Here is a 14,499-nt window from a genome sequence, read left to right on the forward strand (position 1 = left end):
CGAACCCGGCGCGTTCTCGTTCTACTGGGAAGAAGCGTCAGACCAGTTCGGCGGACAGAATGGTGACGGCGTCCACCGGCACATCCTGGTGGCCGGACTTGGAGCCGGTCCGCACACCCTCGATCGCGTCGACGACGGCAACGCCGTCGACAACCTTGCCGAACACGGTGTAGCCGAAGCCATCCTGGCCCGGGTAGTTCAGGAAGTCGTTATTGCTGGAGTTGATGAAGAACTGCGCGCTGGCCGAATGCGGATCGCTGGTGCGAGCCATCGCAACGGTGTACTTGTCGTTGCGCAGGCCGTTGCTCGCCTCGTTCTCCACCTTGTTCGGGGCCGGCTTCTGCTTCATATCGGCGGTCATACCGCCGCCCTGCACCATGAAACCGCGGATCACCCGGTGGAACACGGTATCGGTGTAGTGGCCCGCCTTGACGTAGTCGACGAAGTTCGCGACGGTCTTCGGCGCCTTGGCCTCGTCGAGTTCCAGGGTGATATCCCCGGCGGAGGTCTTCAGGAGCACTGTGGTCATGTCGCCCATCGTATGGGAGCCCGAAACCGGGCGACCGCCCGGCATCCACCGGCCCTTCCTTCTCGGCGCGGAAAGGGTGATTGATGTGGGACAAGACGTTTCGCGATAGGTGACTTCACGGAGCTTCTTCAAAAGCAAGCACATGTATAGATGCGCATATTTCCATTAACTAATCGCAAGACCTTCGGCGGCGGTCCCGCCGGCCTCACGCCTCGTACAACTCGAGCGGCAGATCGTCCGGATCGGCGAAGAATCCGAACCGCTTCCCCGTGTACTCGTCAACCCGCACCTCCTCCACCCGAACGCCCTGAGCTGCCAATTCCGCCAGCGCCTCCCCCACATCCGCCACCACGAAGGCCAGATGCCGCAGCCCGGCCGCCTCCGGGCGCGACGGCCGCGGCGGCGAATCCGGGAACGAGAACAACTCCAGCTGCCCGCCATCCGGAAGCGCGAGATCCAGCTTGTACGAACGCCTTTCGGCCCGATAGTTCTCGGCCAGCACCCGCAGCCCGAGCACCTCGGTATAGAACGCCTTCGACTTCTCGTAATCCGACGCGATCACCGCGACATGATGGATTCGCTGCAGCTCCACGCGCCAGACGTTAGCCGACCGCACCGACATTCAGCCGCAACCAGGCGGCGCTCCCCTCTCCCCCAGGCTGCTTTTTCTGACCCCCAGCTCTGTTGGCGACTTCTCCCGACACACTGGGGCATCACATGCGTAGATGCGCATATTTCCATGTTCACATGAAATATATCCGACTGCTTGGTCCCGGCCGAAAGGCATCGATGGTTACCGACCGCTCAGGTAGCGAGGTTGTAGTGTCGGAACGGATGCGTTCAGGGATGTAAATGAACCTACGGACCGAGGGATACGACATGTCTTATGCCGTGGATTTCACCGATGTCTCGACCGTCGGACTGGAATCGTCGCCGGTCGCGGATGCGCTCGCCGGCCTGCGGGCGAACGAGGCCCGGTACTTCAAGAACAAGTACGACCATGTGTTCACAGTGGAGCCCGCCGACAAGGCGAAATCGACCATCGAGTGGATCCACACCATCCTCGAGAAGGAACGCGGCATCGTGATCGCCTCTCCCCCGCTCGAGGCGACGGCCTTCCAGGTGGAGAACATCAAGATCGCCTACGTCTTCTACGAGAGCGGCCTGTCGATCAACGTGATGTACACGGTCGACGACGACGGCAAGCGCGCGGTCGGGTTCAAGCTCTCCGATGGGATGGAGATCCCCGAGGAGCTCTCGAAGTTCAAATTCGCGCGGCAGAAGTCGAAGCTGGCCGGAACGATTCGCGGCTCCTACTTCGTGATCAAGAACGAATACTGATCCCGGCCCGCGGCTAAGCAGCGAGCGCCGAGGCCGCGGCCGCCAGCAACATCCCGCGATACGAACCGCCGAACAGCACCACATGCACCAGCAGCGGATGCAGTTGATGCAGCGGAATGCGTTGCCGCCAGCCCGAAGCCAGGGGTGCGGACTCCCGGTAGGCGGCGAGGATCAGGTCGAGGTGCGGGGCGCCGAAGAGTGCGAGCATGGCCAGATCTGTCTCCCGATGCCCGCCGTGCCCGGCCGGATCGATCAGCAGCGCACGCTGACCGGACCAGTGGACATTGCCCGACCACAGGTCCCCGTGAATACGACTCGGCGGCTCCGGCGGACCGGACAGGTGGCCGATGCGCTGTATGACCCGTTCGATCAGCCGAATACCGTCCCGGCCGAGGTGTGGCTCGGCGGCCGGAAGGTACGGAGCCAGCCGCCGTTCGGCATACCAGCTCCCCCACTCCCCCGCGGTCGGTGAATTGTCCAGCGGCAGTGTGGCAATGAAGCCGGGCCAGGGTGCGCCGTAGGTGGCAGGCGAGCTGCCGTGCAATTCCGCCAGCGCGCGGCCGAACTGTGCGGCGGCGGCCGGTGACGCGGATTCCGGTGCCAGCCAAGGCAATACGAGCATGCGATCGTCATCGGCGATCACCGGCGGGACGATCGCCGCATCGGCTTCGGCCAGCCAGCGCAGGCCGGCCGCTTCTGCCGCGAACACTCCCCCGGTCGTGAACAACTCAACGTCCGAATCGGATTGATCGGAAGATTCGGCATCATCCGGAGCCGCCTTCACGAATACCGAGCGCCCGTCGGCCAGTTCGCCGCGGTACAGGGCCCAGGCATGGTGTCGTCCGAGGCTGGTCAATCGGCCCACCGGCACACCGGTGAGTTCGCATAGGCGCGCGGCGACATCCATGAATACACATTGTGTCGGACTTCGACTCAGGTGACTCCGGTCTGAGCCGCCCGGTGTGAATCCGGGCGCGTCGAGATCCGGCCTGAGCGGTCAAAGATCGAAGGACGGCGGCAATTATTACCGCCCTACCCGGGATTTTGACCGCTCAGGCCGGATCTCGACGCATCGACAGCGTTGCGCTCAGTCCCTGTCGAATCAGCCGACACCGGAATCACGTCACAAAGCCCGAAATCACGACGCAACGCATCGGCCCGGCGGGGCGAACAGCACCTCGGGATGGCGCATGACCCCCCGGGGTGGCGCATGACGCTGCTAGGAGTCGGCGCGGATGGCGATGCGCTCGCGAAGCAGTGCCGCGGTGACCGCGTCGGCGGGGAAGAAGGCTTCGATCGCCAGTTCGGCGACGGTGACGTTCATGGGTGTGCCGAATACCGTGGTGACGCTGATGAAGGCGAGGTCGTGGCCGTCGTAGCGGTAGCGCATGGGGACAACGGCCTGGTCCGGGTCCGGCAGGCCCGGGGATTCTTCGCCGCCAGGGTAGCCGCGCAATTCCTGTAGTAGCGCGATCAATTCGGGTGCGCCGCTGACGTCGATCTGCCGTTGCAGCCGCTCGAAGAGGTGCCCGCGCCATTCGGCGAGGTTGATGATGCGGCCGGCCAGTCCGTCCGGGTGCAGGCTCAGGCGCAGCGCGTTGACGGGCGCTTCCAGCAGTCGCGGGTCGGCGCCTTCCAGGAACAGTGCGATGCCCGCATTGGCGTCGACCATGTTCCAGCCGGCGTCGACGGCCAGCGCCGGATGTGGTTCGTGCCCGGCGAGAATCTGCCGGATGGCGCTGCGCACCGGTTCCATGGCGGGGGTATCCAGTTCCGGTTCGGCGTAGACGGGTGCGTATCCGGCGGCGAGCAGCATCCGATTGCGTTCCCGCAGTGGGATTTCCAGCTCGTCGGACAGGTGCAGGACCATCTGCCGGCTGGGTGTGGCCCGCCCGGTCTCGATGAAGCTGAGGTGCCGAGTGGAGGTCTCGGCCCGCCCCGCCAGTTCGAGCTGGCTGAGTCGGCGGGTGACTCGCCAGTGCCGCAGGAGATCGCCGGCAGTCTGTGTACGCATGCGTTGATCGTACGAATCCGCGGCACCGCAAACCATTACCCGTCAGGTAATGCGCGGAGTACCTCGGGATCTGTTTTGGAATCTGTGCGAATCGAATCCGCTGTTCAGTGGCCCGGGCGGTGGGTGGCGAAGTCCGCCAGGGTGATCGGCGGGTGTCCGCCGTACTGCTGGATGGCAGGGGTCACCTGATAGAGCCCGGTGCCTTCGCCGAGGAGCCGGAAGATCTCCCAGAGTTTGGTGAGGTGTTCGGCGGCATGCGGGCTGCCGTAGACGTCGAGGGCCCAGCGGCGCCAGGTTTCGGGATCGGTATCGCGGTAGGTGCGGCCGAGGGTGTGGGCTGCGGCGCCGATGGATTGGACGTCGCCGGTGAGCAGCAGGACCGGCTCGGATTTGCTGTCGAGGTCGCCGAGCAGGCCCGCCGCCACGCGGGCCACATCGCTCGCGGCGACGAGCGGGAGTTCGGTGTGCGCGGCGCCCATGGGCAGGGTGAGGGTGGCCGGGTCTCCGGTATCGGCGATGCGGGCGAGATTTTCGTAGAAGACGGCCGCGCGCAGGTGGATTGCGCCGACCTCCGCCCAATCGAGCAGTTGTTCGGCCACCCAGTGCTGGCGCATGCGCGGGGTGAGCGCCTGCGGTCCGGCGGCGAGCTGGGAGACGGCGACCACCCGCTCGATCCGGGCTTCGCGGGCACAGACGGCGAAAGCGCCTGCGGCATCGAGCAGTCCGTCGATGACCGGGTAGGTGAAGTAGGCGGCACGCACCCCGTCCATGGCCGCGCGGGTGAACGCGATATCGCGAAGATCTCCGACCAGGACGTTCGCGCCGAGTGCGCGCAGCACTACGGCCCGCTCGTCATCGGTGTGCACGAGGGCGCGCACGGGGATGCCGCGCCCGAGGAGTTGCGCTGTGAGGTGCCGCCCGGTCGAGCCCTGCCGTCCCCCGGCGGCACCGGTGACGAGTACCGGTTCCATCATCCAACGGTACGGCCCGCACCCTTGCGCCACAGGCCCTTTCACCGCCGCCGCACAATCGGTCGGCATGCCGCCCCACCGCGCGCGGCGACCTCGCCTCGGCTGCGGTCACCTCAGATGTGTGCGGGTCATCGTCGCGCCGAACCTCACGACCGCATCACTCCGTCCTTCCGCAGGAACGGCGGGACCTCGGCCGGGGCCACGTCACCGAGGAACAGGCACGCACATCAGCGAGGGCCGACCCGGCTTCATCGAGAGGGCTCTGATGGTGGCGCTGTGCGGCGTGTCGCCTCCACCAGAGCCCTCTCGGCGATGAGGTCGGTGGTGTTGGCGATTGGGGTGCACGGCGGGGGTGCTTGTTATGCCGAGGCGGGTGGTTCCTCGAGGGTGGCGGGGGCGGCGAGGAAGGTCAGGAGGCTGGGGTGGCGGGGGTCCAGGACTATGGCCTGGTCTTTGATGTGTCGGGAGACGACCGGGGTGAGGAAGTAGCGGGGCCAGCTGGTGCGGGCTATGGCTACTCGCAGGCGGTGGCCCTCGTGCAGAACGGCTTCGGTGGGGGTGATGTCTATGTCGAGGTTGTGCGGGGTGCCGGGCTGGACGGGGAGGACGGTGGCGGCGGTCAGCGGGTGGTCTGCGGTCAGGAGTTGGCCGTCGACGTAATGGCTTGTGCCCTCGTCCACGGCGCGGCGGCTGGAGCGCAGGGCGCCGCGGGCGATGACCGCGGAGGAACCGTCCGGGGAGACATCGCAGATGGTGACCGCCCAGAAGGCGTCGGTGCCGCTGGCGATCACCCGCAGGCGCAGGTTGAGGGGGCCGGACAGCAGCAGGTCTTCGGGGAGGGGCGCGCTGGTGAAGGTGACTGTCGCCGCTTCGTGTGCGCGGTCGTCGACGGCCCAGTCGCGGCCGAGCAGGGTGGGCAGGCCCATCAGGATCCAGCTGCTGGTCTGGGAGGTGATGCCGGGTCGCTTGCGCGGCAGGCGAATTCGGCCCGGATAGCGGTCGGGCGTGTCGGTCAGGGAGCCGTCGGCGGCGGCGTGTGCGGCCGCGCCGCTGGGCACGGCGGACAGGTACCACTGGTGTACGCGGGCGTCGGGGTGCGGGAAGGTGTCGCGGCTGACCCAGCCGCCGCCGAGCTGGCGGACGGTGACGGGCCCGTATTCGTCTATCCCGTTGTCGATGCCTTTGACCCAGCGGTCGAAGAAGGCGCACTGCAGTTCGTCGAGGCGCTGCGGGTGGTCGGCGGAGCCGAATCCGGTGCCGGGGCCGACGTGATAGCTGTCCTCGACCACGAGTTGTGCTGCGCCGGCGGGCAGTCGGAGTCGCTGATGCAGGCCGGGTGCGGAGCGGACGAAGACGTCGTGCCAACCGGCGTGGATCCATGTGGCGGCGGTGAAATTCTCCAGCCGCGGTCGCCGGTCGGTGGCTTCGTCGTCGTAGAAGTGCTGATGGTGCTGATCGGACAGCAGTGCTCCGGCGACGTCGGGCAGCCGGGTGAAGGGGCTGGCGAGGCGATCGCGCAGAAACTGGCCGACGGCACCGGTTTTCACCAGTCCAGGCACCGAGGGCAGCCATTTGGTGCCGTTGACGGCGGCGATCCAGGCCAGATTGAAGGTGGACTGGGTGCCGCCGGTGAGCATGATGTCGCGGGTGGGGTCCTCCGAACCGACCAGTGCGAAAACCGCTTTCAGGCCCTCGGGGCGGTGTCCGGCGGTTTGCAGGGCGGTGATGGCGAGGTAGGAGATGCCGGTCATGGCGAGGTCGCCATTGCACCAGGGCTGAGTGCGCACCCACTCCAGGACTTCCAGGTGATCGCGCTGTTCCCGCGCGGACATGAGTTCCAGTCGGCCGGTGGAGGTTCCGGTGCCGCGCACATCCACCGCGACGTGGACGTAGCCGCGGGAGATGAGGGTTCGGTTGGCGCGGATCGATTCCAGCGCGCCGCCGCCGAGTGCGCGCAGCATTTCCCGGCCGCCGGCACGCCCGTGTGCTGACGGCGGGACCGCGCGGTAGACCAGCGGGCCCAGCGCCGACACCAGGTTGATCAGCGGGTTGGCGCGCGTCATCAAGGTCTTGTTGTACGGGCTCAGGGTGATGACCGCGGGCAGTCCCTCGGTGACGGCCCTGCCGTGCCGATCGGCGGGCCGGGTGATGTCGGCGGAGAGAATTGTGCCGTCGCTCAAACGGATTCCGATCCCCCGATCCACCTGAATCCGGGGGTAGCGGGCCGGTCCGAGTTTGAAGCGCGCGTTGGGCGGCAGTGCGGCGCCGGGTGCGCCCAGTGCGGCCGAAGCGGAGGCGGATTCCTGCGAAGGCGACATGTTCGGCTCCTTTGCCGAGGTGGCTCACCAGCATGCGAGCCCATTGTCTCAGACGGTAAGGGATTTCCGCGGCGCTGTCACTACGGCAGCGCGTCCGAATTCCTGCTGCCCGATTGTGCAATCGACCAACACCCAAGGCGTTGCGGGACAGAGATTCTCGCAACCCGCAGCTCACGGTCAGAGCGCGCGAATCACCCGCGCCGGATTGCCCGCGGCGAACACCCGTTCCGGCAGATCACGAGTCACCACACTGCCCGCACCGACCACCATATTCGACCCGATGCTGACTCCCGGGCAGACGATCACCCCGCCGCCGAGCCACACATTGTCACCGATCACGATGGGCGCGGCGCTCTCCCAGCGTTGCCTGCGCAGTTCGTGGTCCGCCATCGGATGCAGTGCGGTGAGCAGTTGCGCACGCGGGCCGATGGACACGTCATCGCCGATGGTCACCGGCGCGCAATCGAGCACGATGGCGTCGTAGTTGAGGAAGCTGTTGTCCCCCAGCCGGATCAGATGCCCGTAATCGCACTGGAAGCGCGGCATGATCCAGGAGCCCTCCCCGATCGCCCCCAGCAGATCGGTGAGCAGGGCGTGCCGCTGCTGCTCCTGCCCTGCACCGGTGGCATTGAATGCGTCCAGCAACTCCTGGCAGTGGCGGCGTTCGGCGACGAGTTCGGGGTCGCTGTCGCGGTAGAGCTCGCCGCGCAGCATGCGATCCTTGTGTTCTCCCACGCCTCCATCCTGCCGAATGCCGGACTGTGCGAGGGCAGCGCGGCGTCTGGTATCAACGGTGAAGTGAAGATCGGATTCTCGCTCCCCCAGTTCGGTACTCAGGCCTCCCAGGGCGATCAGGTGATGCGCTACGCGGCGGCGGTGGAACAGGCCGGGGCGGACAGTCTCTGGGTCGGGGATCGGCTCATAGCCGCGACGAACCCGACGGTCGGATACGGCGGCAAGGACACCATTCCGGACGAATTCAATGCGATTCTCGATCCGTTCCTGGTGCTCGCGCTCGCGGCCGCGGTCACCGACCGGGTGCGGCTGGGCACGAATGTGCTTATCGCACCGCTGTATCGGCCCGCACTGCTGGCGCGCTCGCTGACCACCCTGGATGTGGTGAGCGGCGGGCGGTTGGTGCCCGGCTTCGGGATCGGTTGGTCGCCGGAGGAATACGAGGCGGCCGGGGTGCCCTTCACCCATCGCGGGGCGCGCCTGGATGAGACTCTCGATGCCCTGGAAGCCATCTGGACCACTGATCCGGCCGGGCACGAGGGGCGTTTCGTCTCGGTGCGCGAGCATCGCAGTGAATTGCAGACCGCGCAGCGGCCGCGGCCGCCGATCTATCTGGGCGCGTTCAGTGCGGCAGGGCTGGCGCGAATCGGGCAGCGGGCCGAGGGCTGGCTGCCGGTGGTTCCGGTGCCCGGGCCGCCGGGGTGGGGTGCGCGATTGCTGCAGATGCGCGCGATCATCGACAAGGCCGCGGTGGCCGCGGGACGCGACCCGGAGGGCATTCACACGATTCTGCGGGTGAATGTCGCGGCCGGCAGCTCGGTAGCGCAGGTGGCGGACACCATCGAACAGGTCGTCGCCGAGACCGGATTCGACGATGTGTTCGTCGAGCTCATGTACCTCACCGATTCGGTGGACGGGATGCTCGCCGCCGCCACCGAATTGCTCGGACGATTGCGCGGGTGAACTCTGCGCGGTTACCCGGGTACCGGCTGAGCGCCACCGGTACCGTCAGAGGTGAATGCTGTGTACCCGGGGCCGAGCGCGGAAGGTGGCAGTGATGTCGGAGACTTCGACCGTCGATGAGTACATCGCCGACTTCCCCGAGGCGGTGCAGCAGATATTGCGGCAGGTGCGCGCGACCATCCGTGCGGCGCTACCGGACTGCACCGAGACCATCAGCTATCAGATTCCGACCATGCAGGTGGGCACCCACCCGGTGATGTACTTCGCCGGGTGGAAGAAGCACATCAGCATGTACCCGGTGCCCGAGGGCGATGCCGCGTACGAGCAGGCCATCGCGCCGTATCGCTCCGGGCGGGGGACATTGAAGTTCGCACTGGACAAGCCGATTCCCTACGACCTCATCGGGCGGACGGCCACGCTGCTCACCGAACGCAGCGCGCGCCACTGAGCCGAATTGCTCACATGACCGCGGGGCGTCAGCGGGCGGACGATCGGGACAGGTTCCAGCCCTGCCAGGTATCGCGGTCGAGCCCGGCGCGCACATCCCTCGCGATCTCCTCGCGCTGCGCTGCGGGCAAGCGGTCGAGGGCGGGCAGGATATCGGTCGAGAGTCTGCCGAGGTACTCGGAGTCGAGGGTTTTGCCCGCCTGCCAGCGATCGATATTGCGGTCGGCCACCAGGTGTTCCGGATTCACCACCGCCAGCACCAGCAGGGTGGCCAGCGCGGCGCCCGCCGCTGCCCGGGGCACCCATTCCCGGCGCAATCGCACCAGGCTGGCCAGGACCAGCAGGTAGACCAGGCCGATCCACAGTTCGAACACCTCCACCAGCAGTCGCAGCACCGTGAATCCGTACGCCTGCTGGTAGGTCCACATGCGATGCAGCGCGGACGCCACGATCACCAGCGTCAGCACACTCACCGCGCTCACTCCCACCCGCAGCCACAGCCGATCCCCCGCCGACTGCTGCGCCGCCCACCGCTGCACCACCGCGATCACCGCGAGCGTCAGCATGCTGACCATCGACAGCTCCCAGAACCCACTGCGCGCGTACTCCGCATAGGTCAGGTCCGCCGTCCGCTGCACATACCCGTCGCCACCGAACATGACCGCCAGCTGCGTGCTGACGAACACCATGAACAAGACGGTCAGCGCACCCATCGGCAAACCCCATTCGGTCCGCGACAGTCGCCGAATACGCGGCGCCGCAACCGATTCCGTGCCTCGCTCCTGCACAGCCGCCGCACCGCCGGCAATCACCAGATCCATCCAGCCGGTCACTCGCGACGGCCCGTCGGCCGCCGGAGGCGGACCCGCCAGCACATACAGTGCCCCCGCAACCCCCAAGCCCGCGATCGTGCATACGAATCCCCACTGCACCAGCAGCGCGGTATCCAGCGCCGGCACCACGGCATCGACCAATCGCGCGAACACCGGATCAGCCCCCACCAGCAGCGGCACGAACACCAGCAGCAGCGCCAAGGTCGCCGCGACCGACCACCACACCCGAGCCCCCACCCGCCGACTCCCCGTCCCGCGACCCACTCCCCGATACAGCCACGGCACCGACATCACCGCAGACCAGGGCACCGCCACCATGTCGAAGAACACCCCGAACACCGACCGCCGCCCCACCGCGGCAAACGATCCGGCCACCCCCGCCCCGAGCACGCACAACACGAACAACCAAGGCGCAGCCCGAAACACACCGACCCCCAGCAACCCCAACGCCAGCGCACCCCACCACATCCGCGACGAGACCACATTCACCAGACGCATACGCACTGCGTGTGCGAAATCGGAATCAGGCATCCCAGCGGCGGCACGCCCCGAGGCCGCCGCTGAACCCGCACCCGACTGCACCGAGGGGGTGCCACCAGCAGTTTTCCGAGACCCGGACGCCACGACCGGCGGATCTCCACCCTCAGCCGCACCCGAGACAGCCCCCAAGCCCGCTGTCGCCGCATCCGCCGTCGTCGCAGTAATGCCACCTGCGGTTTCCCGAGCCTCAGCAGCCGCATCCCGCCGCCCGACCCGATCCACCACCCACACCGCGCCAGCAGTCACACACCCCGCCAGCACCCACCCGATCCCCGGCCGATCCAGTGGCACCAGCACAGCGGCGGCCACCCCCGCCCCGCCGACCGCAAGCAACGTCCCACGAGGCATCGGAACAATCGCCGACCTCGGTGGAAGCCGCAGCGGCACAGTACGTTTCGGAAATTCCGGAAGAGCTGACCCCGGCCCTCCGACCGGCGCAAGCGCCTCACCTCCGATCGTTATCTCTGCCACCCACCCCGGCGGCGGGCTCGCCGACCAGACCGATGCCGATCTCGATCCGGGAGGCTGAATTGCCTCCGATAGCGGAACAGACCCACTCGCCGTCGACTCACCGCCACTCTCGGAAATGTCGGCATCCCTCAGACCTGGCGTCGCGGCAGCCTCGAATTCAACGCTGGCAGAGTCGGATTCATTCATCCGGGGCACCTCGACCGGGCCGGGTCGCGCTCCACCGTGCAGTTGAGTTCCGGGGGCCGAGAGGTCGGGCGATGCAACTACGTTCGGCCCTGTTCGGCCGGTTCTCGGTTCGCCAGGCGGAAGCGTCTCGGGCGGTCTCGATGCGGTGGGTGGTTCGGTGGGGTCGGGTCTCTCCTCGAGCGTTGGGGAGAGACGTGGGGCCGCAGGGGCCGGGTCATTGGGGGGTTGGGGGGCGGGGACTTGGTGGGTGGGCGGGGTTTCGGGGTCGGGTGTGGGGATGGGGTTTTCGGGCATGGGTGATCCTTCGGTAGGCGTGCGGGAGTGGCCCGGCGGCCTGGGGCGGCCGGGAGGTGTGAGATCGGGGCGGCTGTTGCCGGAGCGGAGGAGTTAGGTGTTGGGGAGGGTGACGCGGATTCGGGAGCCGGGGGCGGTGACGGCGATGGTGCCGCCGTGGAGTTCGACTATCCAGCGGGCAATGGCCAGGCCCAGGCCGGTGCCGCCGCCGCTGCCGCCGCCCCGGGTGAAGCGTTCGAAGATGCGGGCGCGTTCGGGGATGGGGATGCCGGGGCCGTCGTCGTGGACTTCGAGGACGGTGTGCGAGCGCAGGGTGTGGGCGGTGAGGCGGACTTCGCCGTGGGCGGGGCCGTGGCGGGTGGCATTGTCGAGGAGGTTGAGCAGGACCTGGTGCAGGCGGGCGCGATCGGCGCGGACGGTCAGGCCGGGGGTGGCCGCGATAATGAAGCGGACGGGGCGGTCGATGGCGGCGGCCATGACTTCGGCTTCGGCGACAACCTCTTTCAGCAGCAGGTCCACCGGCAGGTGCTCCAGGTACAGCCGCACGGCGCCGGCTTCGATGCTGGACAGGGCCAGCAGCTCAGAAATCAGCAGGCTCAGACGTTCGGTTTGCGCGAGCGCGGTGCGCAGCGTGGCCGGGTCCGGTTCCGCGACACCGTCCACCAGGTTCTCCAGCACCGCACCCAATGCCGTGATGGGCGTGCGCAATTCGTGCGACACATTGGCGATGAAATCGCGGCGCTGCTGATCGGCGGCCCCCAGATCGGCGGCCATCTGATTGAACGCCTCCGCCAGCTGACCCACTTCGTCATGGGAGGTGGCCCGCACCCGCCGCGAATAATCGCCCTGCGCCATACGTTTGGCCGCCGCGGTCATCTCCCGCAGCGGCAGCGTCATACCGTGTGCGAGCACCTGCGAAGTCACCAGGGCGATCAGCATCGCGGCCACGGTGGTGCGCGGGGGCAGCCACCCGATGCGCGAGGCGAAGAACCCGAACGCCACCGCCCCCGACCCCAGCATGAGAATGGCCAGCTTCATCTTGATCGACCGCACCCGATCCAGCGGCCGGGGCAACCGCGCGGCGAGACGATTGCCCGCCGCCCGCACCAGCTCCATCCGACGCACCGCAGGCTCCCTCGCCGATCCGGACACCGTTGCCGACGCCCCACCATCGGTTGCGCGCGGCCCACTGCCGGTTGCGGGCACCTCACGATCGGGCGTAACCAACGCACCGTCGGGCGCGGGCACCCCTGTATCGGTTGAGCGCGCCGCACAATCGGCAGCCCAGGCACCGGGTGGAGCCGCCGGGGCTTCCGGTCGGTCAGCGGCGTCGGATCCCGGAGACGGCGTGTCCTCAGCTCCGGGAGGCGGCGTGCCCTCAGCGGCAGGTAGCTCACCGTCCGGCGCAGGCGACTCGGGTGCGGAGGGTTGCGGGCTCATCTCGCCTCCAGGGCGTAACCGACGCCGTGCACGGTGCGGATGAGGTCGGCGCCGAGTTTGCGGCGCAGCGCCTTGATGTGACTGTCGACGGCTCGGGTGCCGGAGGCGTCGGCCCATCCCCAGACCTCCGAGAGCAGCCGGTCGCGGGCCAGCACGGCGCGCGGTCGGCGGGCCAGATGCACCAGGAGCTCGAATTCCAGTGGGGTGAGCTGGGTTTCGGCATCGGCGCGCCAGACCCGGCGCTGATCGACATCGATGCGCAGATCGCCCACGATGATGGTCGCGCCGGGAGCGGCGGTGCGTTCGACACGGCGCAGCAGGGCGTGAATGCGAGCGGTGAGCACTCGCATGGAGAACGGCTTGGTCAGATAGTCGTCGGCGCCGACACCCAAACCGATCAGCATGTCGGTCTCATCGGTGCGCGCGGTGAGCATGAGCACCGGCACGGGACGGCGGGCCTGGATGCGGCGGCATACCTCGAGGCCGTCGAAACCCGGCAGCATGATGTCCAGGACCACCAGATCCGGGTGCAGCTTCTCGGCGGCCGCGACACCGGCGGGACCGTCATGAGCCAGATCGACGGTGAAGCCCTCGGCGCGCAGGCGGGCGGCAATGGATTCGGCGATGGTCGGTTCGTCCTCCACCACCAGAATCCGCCGCGCACTGCCCTGCTGGCTGATTTCCATGCTGGTGACACTAGGCAGTGCGCGTGGAGATGGTTCGCACCGCTTGTGAAGATCTTGTGGAGACCGGGCTGAACGCCGGCGCGCACCGGCCGCGCATTAGCATGACCGGGTGCAATCACCGACGGATCACACCGCGCGCCTGCGTGGTGCCGCCGTCGGCGCAGCCTCCGGAGCCGTGGCCCTCGGAGCGCACGGACTCGGTGGCGGGAATGCCGCGCCCGCGGGATCGTCGCTGGCGCTGCTGTTCGCGGCGTGCGGGTTGGTCGGCGTGGTTGTCGCCTCGCTGCGGCCGCGCTACGGGCTGATCTGGCTCATGGGCATGCTGGCCGCGGGACAGGCCATCGGGCATATCGCGCTGTCCACGTCGCCCGAGCATCATCATCACGCGGCCTCGCCGATCATGCTGATGGCGCATCTGGTGGCGATTCCGTTCGGCGCCATGGTCATTCGGGCCGCCGAGGCCGGAATGCGGCGGGCCGTGACGAGTGTGCGGCGATTCATCGTGGCGCTGGGCATCGCGCCGGAACCACCCGCGCACACTGCCCGGACGACTACTCCCGATGATCGGGCGGTACTGCGGCGGCTGCTGGTCAGCCCTGGAATCGGGCGGCGCGGGCCACCCGCGTTCGCACTCCCGTTCCTTCACCCCGTACCGGCGTAACAGCTCCGCGCTGGCGGTAGGCACGCCATACGGTCGCGAGATCGGCACATTTCGCCTGCGCGTCCACCGG

Annotated in this window: 14 protein-coding genes; 4 read left to right on the forward strand and 10 right to left on the reverse strand. The window is 67.8% G+C overall.

From position 1 onward, the window contains the following. Positions 1 to 37: 37 nt before the first annotated feature. Positions 38 to 529, reverse strand: coding sequence for a peptidylprolyl isomerase (locus ABZX86_RS08715; RefSeq protein ID WP_327139642.1), 492 nt, complete (start codon positions 527 to 529; stop codon positions 38 to 40). 205 nt (positions 530 to 734) lie between these two features. Further along, complete coding sequence (locus tag ABZX86_RS08720) at positions 735 to 1,121, reverse strand: VOC family protein (RefSeq protein WP_355121516.1); 387 nt, start codon at positions 1,119 to 1,121, stop codon at positions 735 to 737. Positions 1,122 to 1,408: 287 nt separating this feature from the next. Here ABZX86_RS08720 and ABZX86_RS08725 point away from each other — a divergent pair, with 287 nt between their 5' ends. After that, the gene (locus ABZX86_RS08725; RefSeq protein WP_355122575.1) at positions 1,409 to 1,870 is read left to right on the forward strand and encodes a phage tail protein; all 462 of its coding nucleotides are present in this window, start codon (positions 1,409 to 1,411) and stop codon (positions 1,868 to 1,870) included. Positions 1,871 to 1,883: 13 nt separating this feature from the next. On the opposite strand, the gene ABZX86_RS08730 is transcribed toward ABZX86_RS08725, so the two are convergent. The 5 genes from ABZX86_RS08730 to ABZX86_RS08750 form a co-directional block, all read right to left on the reverse strand. Then, on the reverse strand, positions 1,884 to 2,777 hold the full coding sequence (locus ABZX86_RS08730; protein WP_355121518.1) for a fructosamine kinase family protein: 894 nt from the start codon (positions 2,775 to 2,777) through the stop codon (positions 1,884 to 1,886). Between the two features lie 312 nt (positions 2,778 to 3,089). Further along, complete coding sequence (locus tag ABZX86_RS08735) at positions 3,090 to 3,884, reverse strand: helix-turn-helix transcriptional regulator (protein WP_355121520.1); 795 nt, start codon at positions 3,882 to 3,884, stop codon at positions 3,090 to 3,092. A 104-nt stretch (positions 3,885 to 3,988) separates the two neighbouring features. Further along, positions 3,989 to 4,855 carry an NAD(P)H-binding protein gene (locus ABZX86_RS08740; RefSeq protein ID WP_355121522.1) on the reverse strand — a complete coding sequence of 289 codons (867 nt, stop codon included), beginning with the start codon at positions 4,853 to 4,855 and terminating at the stop codon, positions 3,989 to 3,991. A 359-nt stretch (positions 4,856 to 5,214) separates the two neighbouring features. Then, positions 5,215 to 7,173 (reverse strand): CocE/NonD family hydrolase, encoded by a 1,959-nt coding sequence (locus ABZX86_RS08745; protein WP_355121524.1) that lies wholly within the window; start codon positions 7,171 to 7,173, stop codon positions 5,215 to 5,217. A gap of 177 nt (positions 7,174 to 7,350) precedes the next feature. Further along, a complete protein-coding gene (locus ABZX86_RS08750; RefSeq protein ID WP_355121526.1) occupies positions 7,351 to 7,908 on the reverse strand; it encodes a sugar O-acetyltransferase in 558 nt (185 codons plus the stop codon). A 63-nt stretch (positions 7,909 to 7,971) separates the two neighbouring features. Here ABZX86_RS08750 and ABZX86_RS08755 point away from each other — a divergent pair, with 63 nt between their 5' ends. Both ABZX86_RS08755 and ABZX86_RS08760 read left to right on the forward strand, forming a co-directional pair. After that, on the forward strand, positions 7,972 to 8,871 hold the full coding sequence (locus tag ABZX86_RS08755; protein ID WP_355121528.1) for a TIGR03619 family F420-dependent LLM class oxidoreductase: 900 nt from the start codon (positions 7,972 to 7,974) through the stop codon (positions 8,869 to 8,871). 94 nt (positions 8,872 to 8,965) lie between these two features. Continuing rightward, positions 8,966 to 9,319 carry a DUF1801 domain-containing protein gene (locus ABZX86_RS08760; RefSeq protein ID WP_355121530.1) on the forward strand — a complete coding sequence of 118 codons (354 nt, stop codon included), beginning with the start codon at positions 8,966 to 8,968 and terminating at the stop codon, positions 9,317 to 9,319. Positions 9,320 to 9,347: 28 nt separating this feature from the next. On the opposite strand, the gene ABZX86_RS08765 is transcribed toward ABZX86_RS08760, so the two are convergent. The 3 genes from ABZX86_RS08765 to ABZX86_RS08775 all read right to left on the reverse strand — a co-directional run bounded on the left by ABZX86_RS08765 (position 9,348) and on the right by ABZX86_RS08775 (position 13,768). Beyond that, a complete protein-coding gene (locus ABZX86_RS08765; RefSeq protein ID WP_355121532.1) occupies positions 9,348 to 10,649 on the reverse strand; it encodes a DUF4173 domain-containing protein in 1,302 nt (433 codons plus the stop codon). A gap of 1,086 nt (positions 10,650 to 11,735) precedes the next feature. Next, positions 11,736 to 12,758: a HAMP domain-containing sensor histidine kinase gene (locus ABZX86_RS08770; protein ID WP_355122577.1), complete on the reverse strand. Its 1,023-nt coding sequence runs from the start codon at positions 12,756 to 12,758 to the stop codon at positions 11,736 to 11,738. 320 nt (positions 12,759 to 13,078) lie between these two features. Then, entirely contained in the window at positions 13,079 to 13,768 is a 690-nt protein-coding gene (locus tag ABZX86_RS08775) for a response regulator transcription factor (protein ID WP_355121534.1), read from the reverse strand. 109 nt (positions 13,769 to 13,877) lie between these two features. Between ABZX86_RS08775 and ABZX86_RS08780 the strand changes: the two genes are divergently transcribed. Further along, entirely contained in the window at positions 13,878 to 14,429 is a 552-nt protein-coding gene (locus ABZX86_RS08780; RefSeq protein ID WP_355121536.1) for a hypothetical protein, read from the forward strand. Positions 14,430 to 14,499: the final 70 nt, after the last annotated feature.

The organism is Nocardia sp. NPDC006630 (assembly GCF_040611495.1).
In the GTDB taxonomy this organism is placed as follows: domain Bacteria; phylum Actinomycetota; class Actinomycetes; order Mycobacteriales; family Mycobacteriaceae; genus Nocardia.

Excerpts from the sequence above, each read along its gene's own strand:
- ABZX86_RS08775 (WP_355121534.1), bottom strand. The coding sequence starts at position 13,768 with ATGGAAATCAGCCAGCAGGGCAGTGCGCGGCGGATTCTGGTGGTGGAG.
- ABZX86_RS08740 (WP_355121522.1), bottom strand. The coding sequence starts at position 4,855 with ATGGAACCGGTACTCGTCACCGGTGCCGCCGGGGGACGGCAGGGCTCG.
- ABZX86_RS08730 (WP_355121518.1), bottom strand. The coding sequence starts at position 2,777 with ATGGATGTCGCCGCGCGCCTATGCGAACTCACCGGTGTGCCGGTGGGC.
- ABZX86_RS08725 (WP_355122575.1), top strand. The coding sequence starts at position 1,409 with ATGTCTTATGCCGTGGATTTCACCGATGTCTCGACCGTCGGACTGGAA.
- ABZX86_RS08735 (WP_355121520.1), bottom strand. The coding sequence starts at position 3,884 with ATGCGTACACAGACTGCCGGCGATCTCCTGCGGCACTGGCGAGTCACC.
- ABZX86_RS08765 (WP_355121532.1), bottom strand. The coding sequence starts at position 10,649 with ATGCGTCTGGTGAATGTGGTCTCGTCGCGGATGTGGTGGGGTGCGCTG.
- ABZX86_RS08760 (WP_355121530.1), top strand. The coding sequence starts at position 8,966 with ATGTCGGAGACTTCGACCGTCGATGAGTACATCGCCGACTTCCCCGAG.
- ABZX86_RS08745 (WP_355121524.1), bottom strand. The coding sequence starts at position 7,173 with ATGTCGCCTTCGCAGGAATCCGCCTCCGCTTCGGCCGCACTGGGCGCA.
- ABZX86_RS08715 (WP_327139642.1), bottom strand. The coding sequence starts at position 529 with ATGACCACAGTGCTCCTGAAGACCTCCGCCGGGGATATCACCCTGGAA.
- ABZX86_RS08770 (WP_355122577.1), bottom strand. The coding sequence starts at position 12,758 with ATGGAGCTGGTGCGGGCGGCGGGCAATCGTCTCGCCGCGCGGTTGCCC.